At 73.4% G+C, this 25427-nt stretch carries 15 protein-coding genes; 5 read left to right on the forward strand and 10 right to left on the reverse strand.

Annotation, left to right across the window (positions count from 1 at the left end; translation table 11 throughout):
• Window positions 1-144: 144 nt before the first annotated feature.
• The gene (locus BL253_RS04310; protein WP_076813672.1) at window positions 145-879 is read right to left on the reverse strand and encodes an SDR family oxidoreductase; all 735 of its coding nucleotides are present in this window, start codon (window positions 877-879) and stop codon (window positions 145-147) included.
• 97 nt (window positions 880-976) lie between these two features.
• Here BL253_RS04310 and BL253_RS04315 point away from each other — a divergent pair, with 97 nt between their 5' ends.
• On the forward strand, window positions 977-1459 hold the full coding sequence (locus BL253_RS04315; protein ID WP_241834506.1) for an RrF2 family transcriptional regulator: 483 nt from the start codon (window positions 977-979) through the stop codon (window positions 1457-1459).
• Between the two features lie 179 nt (window positions 1460-1638).
• On the opposite strand, the gene BL253_RS04320 is transcribed toward BL253_RS04315, so the two are convergent.
• The 6 genes from BL253_RS04320 to BL253_RS04345 form a co-directional block, all read right to left on the reverse strand.
• A complete protein-coding gene (locus BL253_RS04320; RefSeq protein ID WP_274535174.1) occupies window positions 1639-3399 on the reverse strand; it encodes an AMP-binding protein in 1761 nt (586 codons plus the stop codon).
• A 460-nt stretch (window positions 3400-3859) separates the two neighbouring features.
• On the reverse strand, window positions 3860-5425 hold the full coding sequence (locus tag BL253_RS04325) for an alpha/beta hydrolase domain-containing protein (protein ID WP_076813677.1): 1566 nt from the start codon (window positions 5423-5425) through the stop codon (window positions 3860-3862).
• Between the two features lie 452 nt (window positions 5426-5877).
• Window positions 5878-7491 carry an MFS transporter gene (locus BL253_RS04330; protein ID WP_241834507.1) on the reverse strand — a complete coding sequence of 538 codons (1614 nt, stop codon included), beginning with the start codon at window positions 7489-7491 and terminating at the stop codon, window positions 5878-5880.
• Complete coding sequence (locus BL253_RS04335) at window positions 7416-8588, reverse strand: alpha/beta hydrolase (protein WP_076813680.1); 1173 nt, start codon at window positions 8586-8588, stop codon at window positions 7416-7418. Before BL253_RS04335 ends, BL253_RS04330 begins: the two co-directional genes overlap by 76 nt.
• A gap of 100 nt (window positions 8589-8688) precedes the next feature.
• Window positions 8689-15777: a type I polyketide synthase gene (locus BL253_RS04340; protein WP_076813681.1), complete on the reverse strand. Its 7089-nt coding sequence runs from the start codon at window positions 15775-15777 to the stop codon at window positions 8689-8691.
• A complete protein-coding gene (locus BL253_RS04345; RefSeq protein WP_241834508.1) occupies window positions 15774-17624 on the reverse strand; it encodes a fatty acyl-AMP ligase in 1851 nt (616 codons plus the stop codon). The genes BL253_RS04340 and BL253_RS04345 overlap by 4 nt, the downstream gene beginning before the upstream one ends.
• Window positions 17625-18721: 1097 nt before the next feature.
• On the opposite strand from BL253_RS04345, the gene BL253_RS04355 reads away from it, so the two are divergent.
• Window positions 18722-19342: a TetR/AcrR family transcriptional regulator gene (locus tag BL253_RS04355; protein ID WP_076813686.1), complete on the forward strand. Its 621-nt coding sequence runs from the start codon at window positions 18722-18724 to the stop codon at window positions 19340-19342.
• A gap of 185 nt (window positions 19343-19527) precedes the next feature.
• Here the strand turns inward: BL253_RS04355 and BL253_RS04360 are convergent, their stop codons facing one another.
• Complete coding sequence (locus BL253_RS04360) at window positions 19528-20334, reverse strand: SDR family oxidoreductase (protein ID WP_076813687.1); 807 nt, start codon at window positions 20332-20334, stop codon at window positions 19528-19530.
• Window positions 20331-21794, reverse strand: coding sequence for an aldehyde dehydrogenase family protein (locus tag BL253_RS04365; RefSeq protein ID WP_076813689.1), 1464 nt, complete (start codon window positions 21792-21794; stop codon window positions 20331-20333). The genes BL253_RS04360 and BL253_RS04365 overlap by 4 nt, the downstream gene beginning before the upstream one ends.
• An 80-nt stretch (window positions 21795-21874) precedes the next feature.
• Here BL253_RS04365 and BL253_RS04370 point away from each other — a divergent pair, with 80 nt between their 5' ends.
• Window positions 21875-22648, forward strand: coding sequence for an SDR family oxidoreductase (locus BL253_RS04370; RefSeq protein ID WP_076813691.1), 774 nt, complete (start codon window positions 21875-21877; stop codon window positions 22646-22648).
• A gap of 171 nt (window positions 22649-22819) precedes the next feature.
• Here BL253_RS04370 and BL253_RS04375 read toward each other — a convergent pair whose 3' ends face one another.
• Complete coding sequence (locus BL253_RS04375; RefSeq protein ID WP_076813692.1) at window positions 22820-23572, reverse strand: carboxymuconolactone decarboxylase family protein; 753 nt, start codon at window positions 23570-23572, stop codon at window positions 22820-22822.
• 80 nt (window positions 23573-23652) lie between these two features.
• Here BL253_RS04375 and BL253_RS04380 point away from each other — a divergent pair, with 80 nt between their 5' ends.
• Window positions 23653-24321 carry a TetR/AcrR family transcriptional regulator gene (locus tag BL253_RS04380; protein WP_076813694.1) on the forward strand — a complete coding sequence of 223 codons (669 nt, stop codon included), beginning with the start codon at window positions 23653-23655 and terminating at the stop codon, window positions 24319-24321.
• A gap of 125 nt (window positions 24322-24446) precedes the next feature.
• Window positions 24447-25337, forward strand: coding sequence for an NAD(P)-dependent oxidoreductase (locus BL253_RS04385; protein WP_076813696.1), 891 nt, complete (start codon window positions 24447-24449; stop codon window positions 25335-25337).
• Window positions 25338-25427: the final 90 nt, after the last annotated feature.

The following is a 25427-nucleotide window of genomic DNA, read 5'->3' on the forward strand; positions in this document are numbered from 1 at the left end:
TGTCGCCCTGCCCGCCAGGAGGCGCAACTCGGGCAGGGTATGACAACCACGGCGCGCGCGATGCCCGGATCGGTTCGGATCGGGGCGGCCAGGCCGGTTCGAAACGGGTCGCGGGGTCAGCGCGGCCGGGTCAGCGGGACCGGGTCAGCGGGACCGCAGCCAGTCGCGGTAGTGGATGGCCGCGATGTGGGCACCCTCCGAGGTGGTGAGCACGTCGCCCTTGACCGCGGCGAACATGCCCGCTGTGTCGTCGACGACGACCTGTCGGCTGTCGCCGGTCGCGGCCAGGGTGATGCGGCCCAGCTCGTCGAGCGTGAAGACGTCGGGCCCGCCGACCTCGCGCGCGGCGCGCAGCGGGGCGCCGGCCGCCACCTCGGCGACCGCGTCGGCGACCTCGGCGGCGGCGATCGGCTGGATCGGCGTCGCCGGCAGGCGCACGACGTCGCCGTCGGCGGTCCAGGTCAGCACCGCCGGCACGAACTCCATGAACTGGGTGGCGCGCACGATCGAGTACGGGATGGGCCCGGCCTTGACCAGGTCCTCCTGCAGGGTCTTGGCGCGGTAGTAGGCCAGGTCGGGCACCTGGTCGACGCCGACGATCGACAGCGCGACGGAATGGCTGGCGCCGGCCCGCTCCGAGGCGCCCAGCAGGTTGGTGACCGACGTGCGGAAGAACTCCAGCGAAGCCTCGTCGAAGGTCGGGGAGTTGGTCAGGTTCACGACGACCTCGGCGCCGCGCAGCGCGTCGTCGAGCCCCGCCCCGGTGAGCAGGTCGACGCCGGTCTCGCGCGAGTGCGCGCCGACCTCGTGGCCCGCCGCGGCGAGCTTGCGCGCGACCTGCGATCCGATGAGGCCCGTGCCGATGACCGCGATCTTCATGGTGCCAGCCTTCCATAACTCGGATTCATAATGTCCGAGTTGAAGCTTACCCAGACACATGTTGTCCGAGTCAAGGTGTCGTCGATACGCTGAATCCGTGAGGTTGTCCGGTGGGGTCGAGGCGGCGCTGCACTGCTGCGTGGTGCTGACCGCGGCGACCGAGCCGGTCCCCGCCGCGCGGCTGGCGGAGCTGCACGGCGTCTCGGCGACGTACCTGGCCAAGCACCTGCAGGCGCTGTCCCGCGCGGAGCTGGTGCACTCGGTGCAGGGCAAGTCCGGTGGGTACGTGCTGACGCGCCCACCGGAGGAGATCACGACCCTGGACGTGGTCGAGGCCGTCGAGGGGCCGGCGCCGACGTTCGTGTGCGCGGAGATCCGGCAGCGGGGCCCGATGGCCGCCCCGCCGGAGGCGTGCACGGCGCCGTGCGCCATCACCCGCGCGATGATCGCCGCCGACCGGGCCTGGCGCGCCGCACTCCGCGAGGTGTCGATCGCCGACCTCGGCCGCTCGGTCGCCCAGGACTACGAGTCCGACGTACTCGGCCAGATCGTCGGCTGGCTGGCCCCCGCCGAGCACTGAACCGGCGCCCACCCCGCCCATGGCGGTGCCCGCATGCGGAGGTTCGCGAGAATCTTCTCGCGGAGAGGCTCGCGGCGGGTTGGCCGTCGGTCAGCTGATTGTTGTGAACAGGTCGCCGAGAAACCCGAGCCTGTTGATCGCGTGGCATATGAAATGGAGCGCGGGACGGCCCGTTCTCCTTACYGAACGGCGCCACCCTTCAGCTCCGGAAAGTCGTCGTCGGACCAGCCGGCCCTCGTCCCTTCGGCCGCGAGCTTCTCCTCGCGCTGGCGGAGCTCGACGCGCCGGATCTTTCCGGAGATCGTCTTCGGCAGGTCGAAGAACTCGATCCGCCGGACCCGCTGGAACGGCGCCAGCCGGCCCCGCGCGAAGTCCAGGATGTCCCGCGCCGTCCGCGCGGTGGGCTCGTGCCCGGGGGCCAGGACGACGTAGGCCTTCGGTACGGCATGCCGGAGCGGGTCCGGGGCCGGGACGACGGCGGCCTCCGCGACGGCGGGATGTTCGAGGAGCGCGCTTTCCAGCTCGAAGGGGCTGAGCTTGTAGTCGGACGCCTTGAAGATGTCGTCAGTGCGTCCGGTGAAGGTGATGTAACCGTCCTCGTCGACGGAGGCGACGTCGCCGGTGTGGTAAAAGCCGCCGGCCATCGCCTCGTCGTTGCGCTCGACGTCATCGACGTATCCGACCATGAGATTCAGCGGGTCACGCGACAGGTCCAGGCAGAGCTCCCCCTCGCCTGGTGCCACGGCGAGCTTGTTGCTGACGGGATCGACGAGGACGAGCGGCACGCCCGGCAGCGCGTGCCCCATCGAACCGGGCTTCACCGCGGCTCCGGGCGCGTTACCGACGAGCGCGGTCGTCTCCGTCTGCCCGAACCCGTCCCGCACCGTGAGGCCCCACCGCTCCTTGATCCGTGCGATGACCTCGGGGTTGAGCGGCTCCCCCGCGCCGACGACCTCGCGCAGGGCCGAGGGGCGCCTTCCCAGATCGGACGTGATCAACATGCGCCACACCGTCGGCGGCGCGCAGAACGTCGTCACCCGTTCGGCCTCAAGCTGCGCCAGCACGCCGGCGGCGTCGAACCGGGCGTAGTTGTAGACGAAGACGGTCGCTTCCGCGTTCCACGGCGCGAAGAAACACGACCACGCGTGTTTCGCCCATCCCGGGGAGCTGACGTTCTGGTGGACGTCGCCCGGCAGGAGACCGAGCCAGTACATCGTCGACAGGTGGCCGACCGGGTACGAAACCTGAGTGTGCTCGACCAGCTTCGGGCGACTGGTCGTTCCGCTGGTGAAGTACAGCAGGAGCGGGTCCGGCGCGGCGGTGCCCGGGTGCGGCAAGGCGTCGTCGGCCTCGCCGGCGGCGTCACGCAGGTCGTGCCAGCCCTCGGCGGGGCCCACCGAGAATCTCAGGTAGGCACCTGGCACGTCGTCGAACTTGGCCGTGTCCGCGAGATTGCAGATAACCGCGCAGACGCGGGCCCGGGCGACCCGGTCGGCGAGATCGGCCGAGCCGAGCGCGGTCGTCGTCGGGAGGATGACGCCGCCCAGCTTCATGATGGCGAGCATCGACTCCCACAGCTCGACCTGGTTGCCCAGCATGAGCAGAACGCGATCGCCACGACCGACGCCGTGGCCCAGCAGATGGGCCGCCAGCTGGTTGGAACGGCGGCGCATCTCGTCGAAGGTCACCGCGGAACGCGAACCGTCCTCCTCGACGATCACKAGCGCCGGACGTGACTGGCCGTCCGCCACCGCGTCGAACCAGTCATGCGCCCAGTTGAACGCTCCGTCGAACCGGGGGAACGAGAACACCCGGGCCGCCTCGTCAACGTTGCCACGCAACGAGAGCAGCTGGTCGCGCGCGGCCCGAAAGGCGTCGCCCACCGACGTCATGTCATCTACTCCCGCGGTGCTGGTCAGGATGCCTGTCCACAGATGCAAGCATCATCTTGGCCCCCGCCCATCAAAAGTCGACAACGCGTCACGGTCCACCTCGGAGCGAGGTCGCCTGTTACCGGGATGGGTTCGCCGCCCACGGCACAGTCCCGCCGCGTGCCCAGGCCGCGCCCGATGTCGCCGGGCCGGTGAGGAACCCGGCCGTGGGCGATGCCCGGCCCGCGGACCCGGGTCCGGCGGAACGCGCCGTTCAGGTCGCGCGGGAGGAGCGATCAGCGGCGGAAGAACGTTCGCAGGTCATCGACGAGGACGTCGGGGCGTTCCATCGCGGCGAAGTGTCCGCCGTCCGGGAACCCCGACCAGTGCACGATGGCGGACTTGTCTCTTCCGGCGAACGTGAAGTAGCCGCTCGCGGTGGCCGTGAAGCAGTCACTGCCAGCCCCGCCGGGCGGGGCTGGCAGCGTGAGGTCACGGTCAGGGCGGCGAGGTCAGGTGCTTTCGGTGGTCAGCTGGGGATGCGGTTCGGCTGGGAGTAGGCGATCAGCGCGGGGCGGTCGTCACTGAGTACGAATCCCGCGCCGATGGTGGCGTCGGCGCTGGCGGCGTAGCGGCGCTGGTATTCGGCCCGGTTGGGATAGAGCTGGGCCAGGCGGGTCGCCGACAGCGGTTTCGTGGTACCGAGCAGCAGGCAGATCGCTGAGAGGTTGGGCCCGGGGTCGCCGGACAGAATGTCAACCGGGACGTCTACCAGTGGAGTACGGATTCCGCCGGTCGCGATGCCGTCGGCGTTGCGTTTGACGCTGCGGAATATCAGGAACTGGCTTATGTCGATCCGTGGCGCGGTCGCCGGCGCCTGGCCTGTCGTGAGCCAGGTGGTGAGCCCGTGCCAGGCCGCCTTGGCGACCAGGTGCATCGGGCCGTTGTTGATGGGCGCTCCGCAGTCGATGCCCGCAGCGTTCGATCCGAGCAGATGGGCGTCGGCGTGAGAGGTGCCGGCGGTCTCCCAGAGACGGAACCGGTCGCTGTCGGGCTGGCGCGCCGCCACCGAGTTGAGAATCCCCGTCAGATCGGACTCGGTCTGGATGTCGAACACCGGCGCGTTCTGGTCCGTACGGAACGTGGTCGACGCGCTGAAGAGCGCACCGGTCAGGTCCGCGCTCTGCCCGGCACCGACCAGCGGCAGCCCCGCGGCCCCGCGGCTGTGCACGAAGAAGCCGTCGAAGGCCTGGGTCAGCGGCTGGACGCCGTTGTAGTACGTCGTCATCGCGAAGGCCGACTGCGACTCACCCGCCGCGATCATCCGCTGCGGGTGGAGCCCGTCGAGGGCCGCGCCGGCGCGCAGGCCGCGGGCGACCTGGGTGAACATGTCGAAGGCGAACCCGTCGCCCGGGTGCGCGAGAGACCCGTAGCGGGCCGCGTCGATCTTCTTGAGGCCCTGGCCGGCCAGATCCGAACCCGCGCCGGGCACCGTGACCAGCACCTGGCCGCCCTCGACACCGATCCGCTGGGCCGACACACCGACCCAGGCGTCACCGCGCCGGGTGATCTCCTCGTACAGGTTCGCCCACTCCGGGTCGGCGTCGACGCCGCCGCTGACGTTGAGCCACTCCACGAGGACGTTGCCGCTGAACTTCGCCGGGTCCGCCGGTCGGCGCACCAGCACCCGGGTGTTGTACGGCGCGGTCCCGTTGGGCGCGAACGTCCACCGGCCGTTCCCGGCGAGCGAGCCGACGGCCCGGTACGACGTGGCCGTGCCTGACGCGGCGTACTCCTGCTGCACATAGCCGGCCTGGTTCAGGTCCACCGGGATCGCCGTCCCGATGAACGGGCCGTTCCCTCCGGTCAACGGGTGCGACAGGTCGGCCGCCGGGCCGGGAACAGGTGTGACGGCGGCACGGACGTCGCCGCCGGCGCTCCCGGCCGCCAGCGCCACGCCCGTGGTCCCGTACGCCATCAGTGACGCCAGCACCGCGACGAACATGCCGAGCAGTACCCGCGACACCGACCGGCGCCGCCGGCCGGGTAAGTGAGATCTCAGGGAAGTACGGACGCGTGCCGGCGTGAATGTCATGTGGTTTGTTTCTCCCGTCGAAAGGTGTGCGCACGGCGGACTTGGAGAGGATGCCTGCGCACTGGGGATCAGACTTGGTTCCGGCCTGCCTGAGCACGCCGAGGAACGCGAATGGGTTCACGCCCGCGGCCGGGTCCGGGCGCGGCACATCACTGGGCCACGACCGGTCACCGCACAATGGCCGCGAACGCCTCGAACGCGCATTCGAGAAGGAGCGTACCGACCGGTAACCTGGATGACATCCACATCATGGAAGCCGGGAACGCGGAGTGTCAAGCGAATGGAGAACATGCGCGAGAACCTTCGTCGGCGACGTTCCGCTACTCGCGACCGTGGATGGCCCGGCGAGGATGGCAACACGAAGAACCGCATTGGCCCGGGACCGCGGAGGATTTCTTCGTTCTGGTTGGCTGGCGGTTTTCGAGAGACCGAGACGGCACGCTCGAGCGGGGTCAGGATTCCCGAATGGCTGTTCTTTGACGATGCCGGGTGACGGGCTCACGCCCTCGCCACCCGGCCGGGCGCGGCTGGACCCGCCGCCGGGCCGGCGCGGACCGCGCCCGGCGGTGTCGGCCCGGCCCGCGCCGGCCACCCAGCGTGGCCAGGCTGATGAGCGCGCCCAGCGCGACGAGTCCGGCCGACACCTTCAGCCCACGGGAGTAGCCGGCGACGAAACCGTCCACCACGCCGCCGCCGTCGCCGACGACCGCCCGCTGCCGGGCGAGCAGGATCGCCCCGGTCACCGACACCCCCAGCACCCCGGACACCTCCCGGGCCGTACTGAGGACGGCCGACGCCATCCCGGCTCCAGCCGGGTCGACGGCGCCGAGCATGACCGACGTCAGTGGGGTCGTCAGGGCCGAACCGGAACCGATGATCAACAGCCCCGGCAGCAGGTCGGCGTACGAGGCGCCCGGCCCCACCCGCGCGATCAGGTAGAGGCCGCAGGCGACCATGCCCAGGCCGGCCGCGACCGTGACCCGCGCGCCCCACGCGGCGACCAGGCGTTCGGTCGCCGGCACGCACAGGACCAGCGCGACGGCCAGCGGCACGAACGCGAGCCCGGCGGCGACCGGGCTGAAACCGAGGATGTGCTGCAGGTACAGGGATGTGAACAGAAAGACGCCGTTCACCCCGAGACCCCACAGCATCTGCGACGCCGTGCCACCGGAGAAGGCCGGTGAACGGAACAGGCCCACGTCGAGCATCGGGTCGGCCGCCGCCTTCTCGACCGCGATGAACGCCAGGCCGGCCAGCGCCGCCAGGGCGAAGGCGGTGACGATGCGCGGCGAGGTGAACCCGAGGTTGACGCTCTCGACGAGGGCCCAGGTGAGGGCGAGCAACGCGAACCCGGACGTCGCGATCCCGGCGACGTCGAGGCCCGCCCGCCGCCCGGATCGCCGGCGCCACGGCGGAACGGCCCAGAGGGCGAGCCCCAGCGTCACCACACAGACCGGGATGTTGACGAAGAAGATCCAGCTCCAGTGGGCGTACTGGCTGATCGCGCCGCCGACCGCCGGCCCGAGCGCGAGGGCGGCCGCGATCGCCGCCGTCAGCACCCCCGCGCCGACGTCGCGGTCGCGGCCGTCCAGGTCCACGGCCAGGATCGCCAGCGTCGCCGGGAGCGCGCAGGCCCCGCCCGCGCCCTGGGCCGCCCGGGCGGCGATCAGCCCGGCGCCGGAGGTGGCGAGGCCGCACAGCGCCGACCCGGCGGCGAAGACGACCAGGCCGACCACCAGGACGCGGCGCCGCCCGAACAGGTCGGCCAGCCGGCCGCCGGCCAGCAGCAGGCTGGAGAAGGCCAGGATGTAGCTGGTCGCGACCCATTCAAGGCCGGTCGTCGACAGGGACAGGTCACGCTCGATCGACGGCAGGGCGACGTTCACGACGGTGTTGTCGAGCGCCGTGACGAACGCGACCAGCGCGACCGTCAGCAGCAGCCCGGTCCGACGGGCCGTCCTGGTCCTCCCGGGGCCGCCCGGACGGCCGGTCAGGTCGCCGGAAGTCCCAGCCCGGCCGCCAGCACCGGCCACGACCGGGCGAGTTCGCGATTCCAGTACGGCCATGAATGGGTGCCCGCTCCATAGAAGTCGACGGTCGGCTTCAGCCCGCCCAGCCGGGCCAGGTTGACGAACGTGGTGCTGTTGGCCAGGGTGATCGCGTCCAGGAGATCGCTCTCCCGGCCCGGCGGGTCCAGCGGTCCGGGGTTGCCGTTGCCCGCCGAGACGAACAGGCCGACGTTCGTGAGCCTCCAGAGCTGGGCGGCCGGGTTGGTGTAGAGCCACTGCAGCGCGAGCAACGCCGGGTCGCCCCACATCGCCAGCGGGTTGCGGCCCTCGCGGACGAGAATCCCCAGGATCTCGGTGCTCACCACCGGCGACTGGGTGTTGAGGAGGCCGCTGTAGGAGGCCACCGCGGCGAACCGGCCGGGGTGCAGAGCCGCCAGCGCGACCGCCGCGTAGCCGCCGATCGACGCGCCGGCTATCGCGGCGCGCCCGGACGCCCGGTATCCGGCGCGCAGGATCTGCGGGAGTTCGGTGGCGAGGAAGGTGTCGTAGTTCCAGCCCTTGTTCGGCACGCCGAAGTTCCACCAGTTGGTCCCGAACCCGGCCGACCCGTCGCTGGGCATGACGACGAGCGTGTTCTTGTCGGCGGTGAGGGTCTCGACGTCGGTGTAAAGGGACCAGGACTGGTAGTCGGCCTTCTCGCAGCAGCCGTGGATCAGGTACAGCGCGGGGAACCGGGCGTCCGGGTCGGACGCCCAGGCCGCCGGGAGCATCAGCCGGACGGGGGCCGCGCCGCCGAGGGCGGGCGAGCTGACCATCAGGTCGATCGTGCGGGCGTCGACGCGGGTCTCGTAGAGGACCCGAGCGCCGTCGTCGGCCGTCGCCGTGGCGAGACCGACGACGGGCACTGTGCCCGGGTTGGGAACGCCGAGCGCGGCGGTGTCCGGCACCGTCCCCGTCCTGGCGTTGTCACCGCCGTTCACGCTCTGGTTGACCTGGGCCACCGGGGCGACCGGCGTTCCAGGGGTCCGGGGCGCGGCCGGGGCCGCGGACGCCCCGGCGGCCGGCGGCGCGCCACCCAGGCCGACGGGCACCGCGACCGCGACCGCCGCGGCGGCCATGGCGAGCCGCCCCCGTGTCCGTAACCGTGCGGGCATTCCTGCCTCTCCGTCCGTGCGGCCGTTCCGGGAGCCGCGGCGGCAGCCGCCGACGGACCAGAGCGGGAGGTTGTCGGGCCATGGGTGTCGTCCCGGCCGGTCAGCCGGCGGGCCGGGGACCGGCCAGGACGACGCCGAGGTGGTCGGCGATGAGGCCGACGGCCGGGGGGTCGATGACCGACGTGTGGTCGCCGGGGACCACGACGACGTCGAGGTCGGAGCAGTAGGAGTCCCAGCCGAGCGCGGCCTCGGCCCGGTCGTAGCGAGGGTCCAGCGCTACCGTCACCCGGTGGGCCGACGCCGCCCGGAAGAGGACGACCCTGCCGCCGTACGGCCGCGGCTGGTAGCGCTCGGCGATCCGCGCGTCCGCGTACGAGGTGCGCTGGTGCTCCAGGACTCCCGGGGTCATGGCGATCGCGGAGGAGGCGAGCAGCCGGCCGAGCCGCTCGACCTGGGCGTCCTCGTCCAGGTCGGCCAGCTCGTCGTAGGGCAGGTCCAGGTCGACGTGGTAGGTCTCGCTCACGTAGGCGGCGAACCGGCGGAACCGCTCGACCACCAGCTCGCGGGCGTCCCCGGAGGCGACCGGCAGCGGGAGGATCGAGTCGATCATGGCGACGACCTCGACGGTCTCGCCCGCCGCGACCAGCCGCCGCGCGGCCTCGTAGGCGAGGACCCCGCCGAACGACCAGCCGCCCAGCCGGTAGGGCCCGGCCGGTGCGACCTCCCGGATGATCTCCAGGTACCGGTCGGCCTTGGTCTCGACGTCCCGCAGGTCATCGAGCCGTTCCAGGCCGTACACCGGCGGGCCGGCCGGCAGCCGCGAGACGAGCGCGTGGTAGACGCTGGTCGGGCCGCCGGCCGGGTGGAACAGGAACAGCGGACGCTGGCCGTCCCCGCCGGGCCGCTCCCCGCCCGTCCCGGGGCCGGCGGCGCGCAGGACGCGCAGCGGGTTCCCGCCGTTGCCCTCCAGCCGTTCGCGCAGCAGGTTCGCCATCCGCTCGACCGTGCCGGCCGCGAGCAGCGGTCCCGCGCCCGGCGCCGCGTCGGCGCCGAGCCGGTCGGCCACGGCGGCCACGACGGCGGCGACAGCCCGACCGGGCGGCTCACCGTCCCGGCCGGCGGTGGCCAGGTCGTCCGTCACGCCGATCGGGGATCGGCCCAGCGCCTCCTCCCACAGGACCACCAGCCAGCGTTCGGTCGGGTCGCGGGGCGGAATGTAGTAGCCACGGCCCCGGGCCGCGGCCGCCGCCCGCCGAGGGCCACCGCCGTCGCGGCCGCCGTCAGCCCAGCCGTCACCGTCAACCCGGCCGTCACCGGCGACGGCCTCGGGCAGGCCCAGCTCGGCGGCGACGTGGCGTTCGACATCGGCCAGGCTCGCCCCCCGCAGCAGCAGGCGTACCGGCAGCACGACGTCGACGTCGCTCTCGACGGCGCCCCGTGCGCGCACGGCCATCAGCGAGTCGAGGCCGAGCTCGGTCAGCGGGACGTCCGGGTCGACCAGCCCGGCCCGGTCCGGTGGGAAACCCATGATCTGGGCGACGCGGGTGCGCAGCCTGGCCGCCAGCATGCCGCGGGCCACCACCGGGTCGGCCGACCGCAGCGCGGCGGCGCCGGGCCAGCCGTCGTCGCCGGCGCCGTCCCGCGCGCCGTCCCGCGCGCCGTCCCCGGGGCCGGCCTCGGCCAGCAGCGGACCGAAGTACGCGGCACCGGCGATCTCCGGCAGCAGCCGGATCGCGCGCTCCGGCGACAGCCGGGTCACGCCGGTGACGTCCCGGCCGGACGCGAGGACGGCCTCCAGGGCCTCCAGGCCGGCGGCCGGCGACAGCGGTTCGAGCAGCGGGTTCGTGGTCCCGGCCGCCCGGCCCACCTGGGACCAGGCGCCCCACTGGATGCTCGTCGCCGGCCGTCCGGTGGCGCGCCGCCAGCGCGTGAACGCGTCCATCCAGGCGTTGGCCGCCGCGTACGACGCCTGTCCCGGCGAGCCCAGCAGTCCCGCGGCCGACGAGAAGACCAGCCACCAGTCGGGGTCGAGGTGCTCGGTGGCCTGGTGCAGCAGCCAGGTACCGGTGACCTTGGGGGCCCAGACCCGTTCGAGGCTGTCGCGGTCGAGGGTCAGCAGGGCCTGGTCGACCAGCGTTCCGGCGGCGTGGGCGACGCCGGCCAGCCGCGTCCCGCCGGCGGTGGCCGCGGCGACGAGGCGCTCGGCCGTTCCCGGCCGCCCGATGTCGCCCCTGAGCACCACGACGTCCGTGCGCCCACCGGCGCGCAGCCTGGCCAGCGCGGCCTCGACGTCGGCGGACGGCCGGCGCCGGCCGCCGAGCACGAGCCGGGCCGCCCCGCCGTCGGCCAGCCGGCCGGCCAGGGTGAGCCCGAGGCCACCGAGGCCACCGGTCACGACGTACGCCTCGGGACGCACCAGCTTCCGCCCGGCGGGCCGGGCCGCCGGGGCGGCCGCGAGCGCCGCCCGGGCGAGGCGGCCCACCAGCCGCCGGCCGCCACGCCACGCGACCTCGTCGTCGGCGGCGTCGGCGGCCAGCTCGGCCAGCAGATCGGGCAGCGGGTCGCCGGCCGGGTCGAGGTCGACGAGCGTCGCCCGCAGCAGGGGATGCTCGAACGCGAGCACCCGCACCAGCCCACGCAGCGACGCCGGCCCGGGCCGGCCGGCCTCGCCGGCGCCGGCCACCGCCGCGCCCCGGCTGACGAGCCACAGCCGGGGCGGCCACGCGAACCCGGCCTCCAGCACAGCCCTGGCCAGCGCGGCGGCCCCCGCCACCAGGGCGGACGCCTCGGTGACCAGGCCGGGCACGCCGGCCGCCGGAGCGGGCGCGTCGTCCTTGTGCGTCTCAGCCGGCGCCGCGTCGTCGGGGACGAGGAGCAGGATCCCGGCGGCGTCGCCGCGCGCGGCCCGCACGGCCAGCGCCGCCGCGAGGGCCGGCGCGTCGTCCAGCGCGAGGGTGACGACCGTGCCGTGGGCCTCCCCCAGCCGGGCCACCAGCCGGGCGGCGAGACCCTCGTCGGGCGGCATCGGCGTCACCACGACCCAGACGGAGTCCTCGCGACGCCCCGCGCCGGAATCCGGCAGGCCGTCGCCGGCCGCGGGCGACGCGAGCTGCGCCGGCTCCCAGCGGGACTCGAACAGCATGGACTCCAGCGCGACCGGCACGTCGTCGCGGTGCAGGCGGCGCAGGTAGATCTCGTCGGCCGCCAGCAGGACGGCGCCGTCGTCGCCGACGAGGCGGACCGCGCCGACCAGACCGGCGTCGTCGGTCCCGGCCCGCGCGAGCGTCGCGTGGCAGGTCCCCTCCCGCGGCTGGGCCGCGCCGACCCACAGCCGGCCGATCCCCACCGGCAGGTAGAGGGCGCGATCGTCCTGGGCCGGCAGGAGTCCCGCGGCGGCCGCGGCGAGGGTCTGGAGGCAGGCGTCCAGCAGCGCCGGATGCGCGCGCAGCAGGGGATGCCCGGTCGCCGCGTCCGGCAGGCGGACCCGGCCGCGGGCCACGCCCAGCCCGCCGGACACGCCGCACCGTGCCTCGCTCACCCCGGCGAACGCGGGGCCGTAGCGCTGCCCGACCGCCTCGAACGCCGCGTAGACGTCAACGGGCAGCCCGTCGCCGCCGCCCAGCGCGTTCGATCCGACCGCGGGCGCGTCAGCGTCCACGCCCATGCCCACATCCACATCCGCGTCCGCGTCCGCGTCCGCGTCCGGACCAGGCTGAAGGCCGGCGTCGGGCCCGGCCAGCGCGACCGTCGCCGTCGCGCAGCGGACCCAGTGGCTCGACCTGGCCGGCCTGGTATGGACGTCGACCGTGCCGCCGGAATCGGTCACGCGCAGCGAGACGGTGATCGTCGTCCGGTCGGCCAGCGGCACGATCCGGTGGATCTCCAGGTCGCTGACCTCGACGTCGGGCGAGCCGAACACGGCCGTGGCCGCGGCCAGGGCGATCTCGGCGTGCGCCGCGCCCGGCAGCACCGGGGCGCCGTGCACCGTGTGGTCGGCGAGCCACCCCACGGCGGCGGTCCCGACGTCCGCGCTCCACAGGTGCCGGCCGCCTTCGGGCAGCTCCACGCGCTGCCCGAGCAGCGGATGGCCGGCACCAGCCGCCGGCCGCCGCGCGGCGGTCGGGCGAAACCAGTAGCGCTGGCGGTCCCACGCGGCCGTGGGCGGCTCGGGGGCCCGCCTCGTCGGCGCGGGGCCCGCGGTCTCGCGGGACAGGGCGGCCCGCGCGCCGGCGTCCCCGCCGGCCAGGGCGAGCCGGGCCAGGTTGGCTCGGAACGTCAGCCGGTCATCGGTGCCGCGCCGCAGCGTTCCGGCGACCGTGACGCGCGCCGCCCCGAGGGTCTGGCGCACCGCCCGGGCGCCGATCGGGTGCGGGGAGACCTCCAGGAACGTGGCGTGGCCGTCGGCGCCGGCTGCCGCCAGGGCGTGGGCGAAGCGGACCGGCCGCCGGGCGTTGGCCGCCCAGTAGGCGGCGTCGAAGGCGGGCGGCTCCCGCGGGTCGTCCAGGGTGGTGCCGTAGAAGGCCACGGACGGCGGCCGACCGGTGATGTCGGACAGCTCACCGGTCAGCTCGGCGAGCAGGACGTCGACCGCGCTCGAGTGGGCGCCCCCGGGAATGGGCATCGGGAACACGGGGCGGCCCATCGCCTCGAGCCGCGCGCACAGCGCCCGCAGCTGCGTCGGGTCCCCGCCGACCGCGCGCTGCGTGGGGCTGGTGTGGACGGCGACCGCGACGTCCGGGAAGTGGGGGGCGATCGTGTCCCACTCGGCGTCGGACAGCTCGACCATGGCCAGCTCGCCGCCGTCCCCGTGCTCCAGTGACGCGAGCAGCCGGGCCCGGGTGGCCATGACGCGCACGCCGCTGTCGAGGTCGAGCGCGCCCGACACCACCGCCGCGGACACCTCGCCCATCGAGAACCCGAGGACGGCCGCGGGTTCCAGCCCACGCGCGCGCCACAGCCGGGCCAGGGCGACCTGCGTCCCGAACAGCACCAGCTGGGTCGCCTCGAGCCCCTCGAACGGGGTGTCGCCGGTCAGGGCGGCCCGCAGCGAGCGGCCCGTGCGGCGGCGCAGGACGGGCTCGACCCAGTCCACGGCGACGGCGAAGTCCGGCTCGGCCGCCAGCAGCCGCCGGCCCATGCCCGCCCACTGCGAGCCCTGGCCCGAGAAGACCCAGACGGTGCCCGGCGCCCCGCCCCGCGCTGGGCACCGCCCCGGCGCGGCCGGGGCCACGACGGTCGCGGTGTCGACCTCGTCCGCGAGCGCCGTCAGGGCGTCGGCGAGCTCGCCGCGGGTCCGGCCGACGACGGCCGCGCTCACCGGCGCGTCGTAGGAGTGCCGGCGGGCCAGGATCGCGGCGACGTCCGCCGGCCGCGCGATCCGCCCGGCCGGCTCGTCGAGCCAGGCGGCGAGCCGGCCGGCCTGCCGCCGGAGCCTGGCCGGGTTCGCGCCGGACAGCAGCAGGGTTCTCACCGGGTCGGTCGCGGGGTCGTCCGGCGTCGGGGCGTCAGCGGGGGTCCGCCCGTCGGCGGCCCATTCCTGGAGGACGACGTGGGCGTTGGTCCCGCCGAAACCGAAGCCCGAGACGCCGGCCTGGGCCGGCCGCCCGGCGACGCGGGGCCACGGGCGGGGCTCGGTGACGACCCGCAGCCCGGCCTCGTCGAAGCGGATGTGCGGGCTCGGCGCGTCGAAGTGCAGGCTGGCCGGGATCATCCCGTGCGTCAGGCCGAGCGCGACCTTGATGAGGCCGGTGATGCCGGCCGCCGCCTCCAGGTGGCCGATGTTGGTCTTGACCGACCCGATCAGCAGCGGACGGTCGGCCTTGCGCCCGGCGCCGGCGCCGACGACCGCGCCGAGAGCGGCCGCCTCGATCGGGTCGCCCAGCGGCGTTCCCGTCCCGTGCGCCTCGACGTAGTCGACCTCGGCCGGGTCGACGCCGGCCGCCTGGTAGGCCGCGCGCAGGACCGCCTCCTGCGCGCGCGGGTTCGGCGCGGTGATGCCGTTGGAGCGTCCGTCGGAGTTCACCGCCGAGCCGCGGATGACGGCCCAGATCCGGTCGCCGTCGCTCCGCGCGTCGGACAGCCTCTTGAGGACGATCGCGCCGCAGCCCTCGCCGCGCGCTATCCCGTCGGCGGACGCCGCGAACGCCTTGCAGTGCCCGTCCGGGGCCAGCAGCCCGGCCGACGCGAAGGCGGCCGAGACCGCCGGGGCGAGCAGCAGGTTGACCCCGCCGGCGATCGCCACGGCGCTCTCCCCCGCCCGCAGGCTCGCGCAGGCCGTGTGCACCGCGACGAGTGACGACGAACAGGCGGTGTCGAGGGCGATCGACGGGCCGCGCAGGTCCAGCGTATAGGAGATCCGGTTGGCGGCGAGCGACATGGCCGCGCCGGTGGATGTGTGGGCCTCGACGCGGCTCAGGTCCGACGCCGTGAGATGGGCGTACTCGACCAGGCTCAGGCCGACGAACACGCCGGTCGACGTGCCGCGCAACGACTCCGGCGGGACGCCGGCGTTCTCCAGCGCCTCCCACACGACCTCGAGGAGCAGCCGGTGCTGGGGGTCCACCAGCTCGGCCTCGCGCGGCGCGATACCGAAGAATCCCGGGTCGAAGCCGGCGACGTCGTCGAGGAAGCCGCCGAGACGGCTCAGGCCCGCCAGCGCCAGTGCCGACGCGGATCCCGGGGCGACGAAGGGCTCCCACCTGTCGGCCGGCACCTCGCGAATGCCGTCGCCGCCGCGGGTGAGGAAGTCCCAGAACGCCTCCGGGTCGGCCGAGCCGCCGGGCAGCCGGCAGCCCATGCCGACGATGGCCACCGGCTCGGCGCTCGGGACCGCCGCCGCGTGGCGCCCGGAGTCGCCCACGCCGTCGCCGCCCACGCCGTCGCCGCCCACGCCGTAGTGACCGCCGGCGCCGGCGCCGGCGCTGGCGCTGGCGCCGGCACCGAGCGCCGCCAGCCGCGCGGCGATGGCGGCCACGGTCGGGTTCTCCCAGACCAGCGTGGCGGGAAGGGCCATGTCGAGCAGGTCCTCCAGCTCGCCGGCCAACGCGACCGCGTCGCGGGACGCGAGCCCCAGCTCGCCGAGCGGCTGGAACTCGCCGACCGCCTCGGCCTGCACGCCGAGCAGGCGGGCGACCTCGCGGGTCAGCCAGGCCCGCAGCTCCGCCTCGGTCAGTTCGCGTCGTCCCGTCACGACGCGCTCCCCACCCGCGAGAACCCGCCGGCCAGGTAACGCTGCCGGCTGGCGCGCCGCGCGATCTTCCCGCTGGTGGTACGCGGGACGGAGCCAGGCCTGGTGAGCACGACGTCGTGAACCGCCAGGCCGTGGCGATCGGAGACCGCGCCGCGGACCGCCTGCTCGACGGTCGCCGGGTCCCAGCCCCCGTCCAGGGCCCGCCGGGAGATCTCCGCGACCACGACGACCCGTTCGCCGTCGTCGCCGGGCACGGAGAAGGCGGCGGTGCGGTGACGGCCCAACGCCTCGTGCACGTCCTCGACGGCCGCCTCCACGTCCTGCGGGTAGTGGTTGCGGCCGTCGATGACGATCACATCCTTCAACCGGCCGGTGACGAACAGCTCCCCGCCGTCGAGGACGCCCAGGTCGCCGGTGCGCAGCCACGGGCCCACCGGCCGGTCGCCGGCCCGCTCGCCCACGGTGGCGCCGCGGCCCGGCGTGGCCGGGCCGCCCAGGTCGGGGGCGAGCAGCTGCCCGAACGTCGTCCTGGACAGCTCGGGGTTACGCCAGTACCCATGGGCGACGTTGGGCCCGTGGACCCAGATCTCCCCGACCATCCCGTCCGGGAGCACCCGCGACGTCGCGGGGTCCACGATCGCGACCAGCTGCCCGACCGGGCGGCCGCACGAGACCAGGCCGTGGGGCTCTCCCGGCGGCTCGCCCGCGCGGCCGCTCCTGGACGCCGGCATCACCTGGCCGGCTCCGAGCCACTCCTGGTCGACCTGGAGGACCCGGGCCGCGGCGGGCTCGGCGGACCCGCACACGTACACCGTCGCCTCCGCGAGGCCGTACGAGGGCCGGATGACCTCCGGGCGAAGCCCCTGGGGACCGAACCTGCGGGCGAAGCGGTCGAGGGTGCGGGGCTGGACCGGCTCCGCACCGTTGACCATCGTCGCGACATCACCCAGCCAGAGGCCGGCGGCGTCCTCGGCCGAGATCCGGCTGGCGCAGAAGTCGAAGGCGAAGTTCGGGGCGAACGTGGCCGCGCCCGGGCTGGACGACAGGAGCCGCAGCCATCGGACGGGTTTGGTGAGAAAGGCGCCCGGGTCCATGAACACGGCGGGGTAGCCGCCGGCGACACAGCCCCCGACGACGAGGACCAGCCCCATGTCGTGGAACAGCGGCAGCCAGCTGACCAGGGTCAGCCCGGCGCGGCCGTCGAAGTAGGCGGCGGCGGCCTGGGCCGCGTTGGCGGCGATGTTGCCGTGGGAGATCAGCACGCCGGCCGGCGACCGTGTGGAGCCGGAGGTGTACTGCAGGTAGGCAAGGTCCTCCGCGCGAAGCGCGACCGGCGGCGCCTGGCCGACCGTCCGGGCGGGGCCGCGGGTACCGGCGTCCGCCGTCCCGTCCAGACCGGGCTCGTCGATGACGACGACGCCGGCCGTCCGGCGCCGCGCCTCCAGGAACGCGCGCACCGACGGCAGCGCCGCCGAGGTGGTCGCGACACCCGCCGGCTCGCAGTCGGCGAAGACGGCGTCCAGCCGCCCGGAGTGCCCGGGCAGGTCGGGGGGGAACAGCGGGACGGCGATGATGCCGGCCCGCAGCGCGCCGAGGAACGCCACCACATAGTCGAGGCCCTGCGGGGCGACGATCGCCAGCCGGGATCCCCGCCGCTGGCGGGCGGCGATCCGGGCCGAGAACGCGCAGACTCGGCCGAATAACTGTTCGTAGGTCAACGATGTGGCGGTTCCGGACCGGTCGACGGCGTAGTCGACGAAGGTGAGCGCAATACGGGCCGGTTCTTCTCGAGCACGTACGGCCAGCTGTTCGGGCAGCGGGACGAGCACAGCGTCGTCCACGGTCACCCGACCGCCGTTCGGAGCCATGTGAACCCTAGACATTCCCGTCCTCCAAAGCCTGTCCAACTCGCCGGCCAGCCGTGAGACGGGGCCGGTTCGCGCTTCTCCGCATTCATGGACGTGTCGGTGCGGCGACCCGTAGCCCACGTCTCGCGTTCTTCAGAAAGGAGAGAAAGCTACCGCCTGGCGGCGACGGAAGGCGTCGATGTGGTCATCGGCAGGATTCTCGCGAGTGAGGTCGCGGTCCTCTGGTGGCGTTCCAGGGGCCGATGTGGAAGCCGCACGGAATGTGCGTCGCCGACGACGGCGTCGGGGCGGAGTTCATCCGTCCCACATTCCAGGAGTGATCACCGGGTCGTCGAGGATTCCGGCCCCGATCTGACCGGTCAGCCGGCGGATGGGCGTGGCGAGCGCGTCGGTCACACGCCGCCGCTGGTTGCCCGTGCACCATCCGGGCCGGGCGTCCGCCTGGCTGCCGGTAATCCGGGCGCGCGCGGCCGTCGGCGACATTGCCGAGGCGCGTGGTTCGCGTCCCAACGTGGTACGCGAAAGCCGGTTCCGGCCCTTGACCGGGATGCCTGCGGGCAGCGGCACGCCGTCGAGCGCGGATCGAACGCCTCGAGGCGGCACCGCGCGGTAAGCATCCGCCGCGACAAGTCGGCCGTCAACGACAAGGGAACGGCCATCATCGCGGCGATCGACGACGAGCATCGCCGAAGGACTTCAGTCGAGCGCAGAGACTGGAATGCGGAAATCGGGTCGGGCCGGCCAGATGGTCAGGATGGCACGGTCGGGCCGCCTCGCGACCGAGGTCCGATTCCGGCCATTACCCTCCTTCCTGCGCTTCTGCGCCGCCAGCCGAGGTCGGGAGCACGTTTGCTGTCGCCGCCGCGGCGGCGACAGCAAACAGTTGTCTCCTGAAACCAGTCGGCCGCCTCACCGGCCCCTGGGCACGGTGTCCGGTACGACTGGATTGCGCCGACTACTACCGGGTAACCTCTCCTGCCACCGGACCATAGATGGATAAAACAGGACTTAGAAGAGGTACGAGATCCCACCTTGCCGGGACACCCGAACACGGACGGTAGCAGGATAGGTACTCGATGCAGATCTCGCAGCGCTCCGACGCCCACCGCAACCGTGACGCCATCCTCCGCGTGGCCGTGGAAGCCTTCAGGGGCGAGGTCCCCCGCGTCGTGCAGCTCCAGGAGATCGCGAGTCGGGCTGGCCTGGGGCGTTCGACGGTCTACCGCCACTTCGCCGACCGGTACGCGCTCGGTCAGGCCGTCATCGCCGAGCATCTCGACAGGCTGAGGCAGGCGGTGGCGGACACGGAGCCTTGTCACTTCCGCGAGCTGCTGAGCGCCGTGCTGTCCGAGCAGGCCTCCATGYGGCCGCTGGTCGCGCTTATCCGGGAGCTGTCGACCCGCGACCAGAAGCAATACGTGACACAGCTGATCGAGGCACTGACGCCCGCCTTCCGGGCCTCACAGGCCAGAGGCGAGATCCGCGCGGACGCGCATCCGATGGACCTCGTACTCCTCATGGAGCTCCTGGAGACCGCGGTCGGGACGGAGTTCCTGGAAGGCGATCGTGATGGCGCCGCTCGACGGCTCACGGCGTTTCTTCTGGACGGCCTGTTCACGGACCCGGGCCCGCGCGGCGAGGACCCGGAGCGCGAGCCGTGCGGAGTACGTCTGGACGGGCAGGGGACGGTGAACTGAGCGGTCGGCACCCCGGCTTCGGACCGCCGGGCACGAGGCCGAATCGGTCGGTCACCAGCATCCGGGCAGTCTCTGACCGCTCAGGTCACCACCGATCGTGGGGCAGAGGCCGGGCCGAGGCCGGGAGGCCGGGGAGGCCGTGCCGGCATGGGTAGCCCGGGGGCGGACCGCGCCGCGTCGTCAGCTCACGCCGTCTGTTCCGCGATCCGGGCTCGCAGGTAGGCCTCCAGGTCACCGGCCCGCAGTACCAGCTCGTCGTGGATCTCAGGCACGGTCAGGACGAGGAAGCGGCCATCGCTCACGGCCTCGGCCGCCAGCTCACCGACCGTCTCCGCCGGCACGACGGGATGCGCGGGTGCTCGCGGCGACGAGGTCATCTGGCCGTACACCGTGATCTGCTCCACGATGTTGGTCATCACACCGGACGGGCAGACACAGGTCACGCCGATCCCGTGCGGGCCGAGGTAGATGGCGAGGGCCTCGGACAGCCCGACGACCGCGTGCTTGCTCGCGACGTAGGGCAGCCGGTCGAACCCGTACGCGAGCAGCCCGGAGGCGGACGCGGTGTTGACCACGTGCCCCGAGCGCTGCGCGAGCAGCAGCGGGAGGAAGACGCGGTTGCTGCGCGCGATGCTCATCAGGTTGATGTCGAGCACGCGTTGCCAGGCCTCGTCGGGCAGCGACTCGGGCGCTCCCAGGGCGAGCACACCGACGTTGTTCATCACGAGGTCGACCCGGCCGAACCGCTCGAGGCAGGCGTCGCGCAGCGCCGCCAGGTCGGCCTCACGCGTGACGTCCGCGCGCAGGGCGTGTGCCGCACCGCCAGCGGCGGTGATCTCAGCCGCGACGGCGCCCGCCCGGTCGAGATCGAGGTCGCTGACCACGACCCGGGCGCCGCGCCGGGCGAACGCGAGCGCGGCGGCCCGGCCGATGCCGCTGCCCGCGCCGGTGACGACGGCGCCCGCGCCGGTCATTTTCAGGGGAACCGTCATGCGATCGCCACCGCCTTCGTGCGGACGAACTCGAGCAGGCCCTCCTGGCCGCCCTCGCGCCCGAAGCCCGAGAGCCCCACCCCGCCGAAGGGCAGCTCGCAGCCGACCACCGGCGGAGCGCCGTTGACGTAGACCCCGCCGGCCCGCAGCCGCGCGGCCAGCCTGTTCACCCGGCCGATGTCGCGCGTGTAGACGTAGGAGGCCAGGCCGTAGTATGTGCTGTTCGCGATGGCGACCGCCTCGTCCTCGGTGGAGAAGCGCATGAGCGACAGTACCGGGCCGAAGACCTCGACCTGGCCGAGCTCACTGGCGGGGTCCACGTCGCCGAAGACCGTCGGCTCGACGTAGAAGCCGCCGCCCGTGAGGTCGCCGTCCGGCGCGCCGCCGCCGGCGAGCAGCTTGCCCGCACCGCCCGACCGGGCACGGTCGATCGTCCCGAGGATGCGGTCGCGGGCGGCCGCGGTGACCACCGGGCCGACGTTCGTCGACGGGTCGAACGGGTCGCCGAACCGCAGGCCGCTCGCCCGGGCGACGACCTTCTCCGCGACCTGGTCGTAGACCGACTCGTGGATGAGCATCCGTGACGGAATCGCGCAGCCCTGGCCGGCCAGGGTCTCGAAGACCGACGAGGTGTTGACGCGGGCGAGCAGGTCGAGGTCGCCGTCCGGGAAGACGAGGTTGGCGGACTTGCCGCCGAGCTCGAGCACGGCGGGCTTGAGTGACTCGGCGCAGGCCGCGAGGATCTTGCGGGCGGTCGTCGGGCCGCCGGTGAAGCTGACCTTCTCCACGAGCGGATGGCGCACGAGCGCCTCCCCCGCGTCCGGGCCGCCGAGCACGAGGTTGACGACGCCGTCCGGGATTCCCGCCTCCCGGACCAGCCGCATCAGGTGCTCGCTGGTGTACGGCGTCAGTTCGGAGGGCTTGATCACCACCGTGTTGCCGGCGGCGAGGGCCGGCATGACCTTCATCCCCACGGAGATCAGCGGGCCGTTCCAGGTCAGGATGATCCCGACCACCCCGTAGGGYTCCGGCATCGTGTAGGCGAGCTCACGCCCCTGCGCCGGCACCGAGGTCACCCGGCCCTCGATCTTGTCAGCCCAGCCGGCGTAGTACTCGCCCCAGGCGGCCAGCGACCCCGCCAGGTGCATGGCCAGGCCGTACGGCATCCCGTTGTCCAGTACCGAGAGCCGGCCCAGCTCGGCGGCCTGTGCCCTGATCAGCTCGGTGAGCCGGACGAGCACCCGCCTGCGCTCGGCCGGCTTCCAGGCCCGCCAGGAGGCGAACGCCGCGTGCGCGGCCTGTACGGCCTCGTCGACGTCGGCCGGGCCGGCGAGCGGGACGGGTCCCTGGATCTCGCCGGTCGCGGGGAAGACGTGCTCGAACGAGCCGCCCGCGCCCGCGGCCCGCGCCTCGCCACCCACATGCAGGTGGACGACCGGAACAGTGCGATCGATCTTCATACGGCCCTCTCGCCATCAAAGCAGTCGACTTAGAAAGAAGTTAGTTGACTTCAATGCCAGGCGCATGACTTAGTGGCGGCATGACGTCAACGGAGCTGTTCGATCTCACGGGCAAGGTCGCCGTCCTCACCGGCGGCGCGGGAGGCATCGGCGTGGTCTACGCCGGCGCGCTGTGCCAGGCAGGCGCCGCCGTCGTCGTCGCCGACCTCGACGGCGACGCGGCGCAGCGCACGGCGAAAGCGCTGACCGACAAGGGGTTCGCCGCCGCGGCGGCCCAGGTCGACGTCTCGTCCGCCGACTCCGTCACCGCGATGGCCGCCACCGCGGTGGACACCTTCGGCGGGATCGACATCCTGGTCAACAACGCCGCGATCATGACGAACCTGCCGCCGCACGGCCTGTCGGCCCTGCCCGTCGCCGACTACGACCGCGTCATGAACGTCAACCTGCGCGGCGCCCTGCTCTGCACCCAGGCCGTGGTCGAGTCGATGACCGCCCGCGGCGGCGGCCGGATCGTCAACGGCCTGTCCGCGGGAGCGTTCCAGGCCGGCGGTATCTACGGCGTCAGCAAGTTCGCGCTGCACGGCCTGACGATCAATCTCGCCGCCGAGCTGGGCCCGCGCGGGATCAACGTCAACGCGATCGCCCCCGGTCTGGTCGCCAACGACAGCGGCTATGTCTCCCTGCCCAAGGACTCGCCCTTCCGCGCCGCGATCGAGGCCCGCATCCCGGCGAAGAAGTCCGGGCCGCCTGAGGACCTCGTCGGCACGCTGCTCCTCCTGTGCTCCAGGGCGGGCGACTGGATCACCGGCCAGACGATCCTCATCGACGGCGGATGGATCACACGCCTCTGAACAGCGGCCGGCGCCCGTGGGTGGACGCCGTGGCGGCGGTCCCCGCGTCGCCGTGAGGGCCGCCGGGGCCGCCGCCCGCCGATGCCCGCCCACGCCCGTGCCCTTGCCCGAAGCCGACCCGTCGAGTTCTCCGTCGGACTACTTCCGCGGACGGTGCCCGGCGGGCGGCCGTTACTTCTCGGCCGCCCGGGCCGCGCCGGCGAGGGCTTCGCCCTTGGCGAAGCCGTAGTAGGCGCAGAGCTGGAGCACGATCTCGTCCATCTCCGCCCTGGTGAGGTCACCGGAACGCAGGGCGGAGCCGACGTGCGTGGCCAGCGGCGTCGGCGAGTCGTCGATGGCGACACAGGCGACGGTGATGACGCGCCGCTCGCGGCGGGTGAGTCCCGGTCGCTGCCAGACATGGCCGAAGACGAAGTTGAGAATGCCCGCGTGGCGGTACGGCGTCTCCGGCGACGGTGCCGGCAGGAGGTTCACGTCGACGAACTCCTGGACGCCGCGTTCGAGCCGCCGCTCCCAGTCGTTCGGCCCCAGGGCGTCGTTGTCGAGGACCGGCCACGGGGCCGGCTCGCGTCCCTGCTCCCGCTGGATGCGGTGCCACTGGCGGGTGACGACCATCTCCAGGTGCGACGCCTTCGGCCAGCCGCAGTAGACGGCGAAATGAAGCACGAACTCCAACATCGCGTCCAGCTCGATGTCGCCACTGTTGAGCGCGGCGTACACGTGGTCCTCGATCGGCCCGGGCGCGTCGGCGGCGGCCACGCAGGTCAGCGTCACCCAGCGCCGGTCGCGCCGGCTCAGCCCCGGCCGGCTCCACACCTCGCCGAACACGAAGTCCCGGCTGGCTACCTCCAGCGGAGTCACCGCCGCGGGCGGCTCCACGGTCATGACCTCGCGGTAGGTCTGCTCGGCGTCGGCATTGCCCATCGATGTGCCTCCCAGCTCCAGGCGGATGCATGGAAGCTAAGGCAGTTGCCTGACGATGTCCAGTATGTTTCGATGGCTGCATGCCGGTACCCCCGTCGCCCAAGGAACGGATCATCCTGGCCGCCGAGGCCCTGTTCGCCGAGCACGGACTCGACGGGGCGTCGCTGCGGCAGATCTCCGCGGCGGCCGGCAGCGCCAACAACACCGCGGTCCAGTACCACTTCGGCACCAAGGAACAGCTGATCAAGGCGATCTTCGAGTACCGCCTGCCCTACCTGCACGAACGGCGCGACCTCCTGGCCGCCCAGCACCGCCCGGACGATCTGCGCTCGTGGGTGGAGTGCTACGTGCTGCCGATCCTGGAACAGGGTGAGCAGGAGGGCAGCCACTACCTCGGCTTCGTCGCCAACCTGCACAGCCACGGCAGCCGCGAGGTGTTCGCCCAGTTCGCGCCCAGCTACCTGGCATCGAGCAAGGCGTTCCAGGAACGTTTCCGGTCGTTCCTCGAGCATGTCCCCGAACCGCTGCGCACACACCGGATCAGCCAGGCGATCGCGTTCGCCGTGCACGCGGCCGCCGACCGCGAGCGGGCACGGGCACAGGGGCAGGAGGTGCTGCCCTTCGCCGCGCACGTCGCCGATCTGCTCGACGGGTTGACCGGGTTCCTGACAGCCCCGGTATCGCCGGCCGCGCTCGCGGCCAGCAAGGACGTCGGCGTCGGCGCGATGGGGTGGCTCCTCGTCCCCTGACGCCGCCCCAGGCCGGCAACCGGCACCCTCGCGGCTGTGCCGCGGATCGCCGAACGGAGAGAACAAACCCGCGTGAGCGTCGAACGGACAACCTCGGTCGCGGTCATCGTCGCGAAGGAAGCCGCATGAGCCATACCGCCCCGCCCGCGCCGACGACCAGGGTCGGGTTCATCGGGCTGGGCAGCCAGGGCGCCCCGATGGCCCGCCGCGTCGCCGAGGCGGGCTACCCGCTCACGGTCTGGGCACGGCGCACCGCCTCAGTCGGACCGTTCACCGGCACCGGCACCGGCACCGGCATCGCCGTGACCGCCACGCCCGCCGACCTCGGCGCCGCGAGCGACGTCGTCGGGATCTGCGTCGTGGCCGACGACGACGTCCGTGACGTCCTGCTCCGCGACGACGGCGTCCTCGCCGGCATGGCACCCGGCGGCGTCATCGCCATCCACTCCACGATCCATCCGGACACCTGCCGGGACGTCGCCGAGGCCGCCGCCCGGCGGGGGGTGGCCATCCTCGACGCGCCGGTCAGCGGCGGGGGCGGGGCGGCCGAACGCGGCCAGCTCCTCGTCATGGTCGGCGGCGACGAGCGCGATCTCGCCCGGTGCCGGCCGGTCCTCGCGACCTTCGGCGACCCGATCCTGCACCTCGGCCCGCTTGGCAGCGGCCAGGTCGCGAAGGCCCTGAACAACTTCCTGTTCACCACCCATGTCGGCGTCGCGCTCGACATGTTCGCCTTCATCGACCGCCTCGGCATCGACCGGGCAGCCGCCGCCCGGGTCCTCGCCCACGGCAGCGGCGGCAGCTTCGCCGCCGCCACCCTCGCCCGCTCCGGTTTCGACACCACCGGACTGCGCGACGCCGAACCACTGCTGCGCAAGGACGTCGGCATCATGCTCGACGTCGCCCGCACCGCTGGCGCCGCCGAACCCACCACCCTCGTCGAGCTGGCCCACCACACCCTCGCCGACCTGCGCGACGGCGACGGCGGCAGCGCCCTGCGCGCGAGCACGCTCTAGGAGACCGCTGAATAACGTCGGCGCGCCTCCCCAATGCTGATCATGATGTTTGGGATCATTGGGTGGTGTTGGGGAGGAGCCGGTCGGACC

This window comes from Pseudofrankia asymbiotica (genome assembly GCF_001983105.1).
Classification (GTDB): Bacteria; Actinomycetota; Actinomycetes; order Frankiales; family Frankiaceae; genus Pseudofrankia; species Pseudofrankia asymbiotica.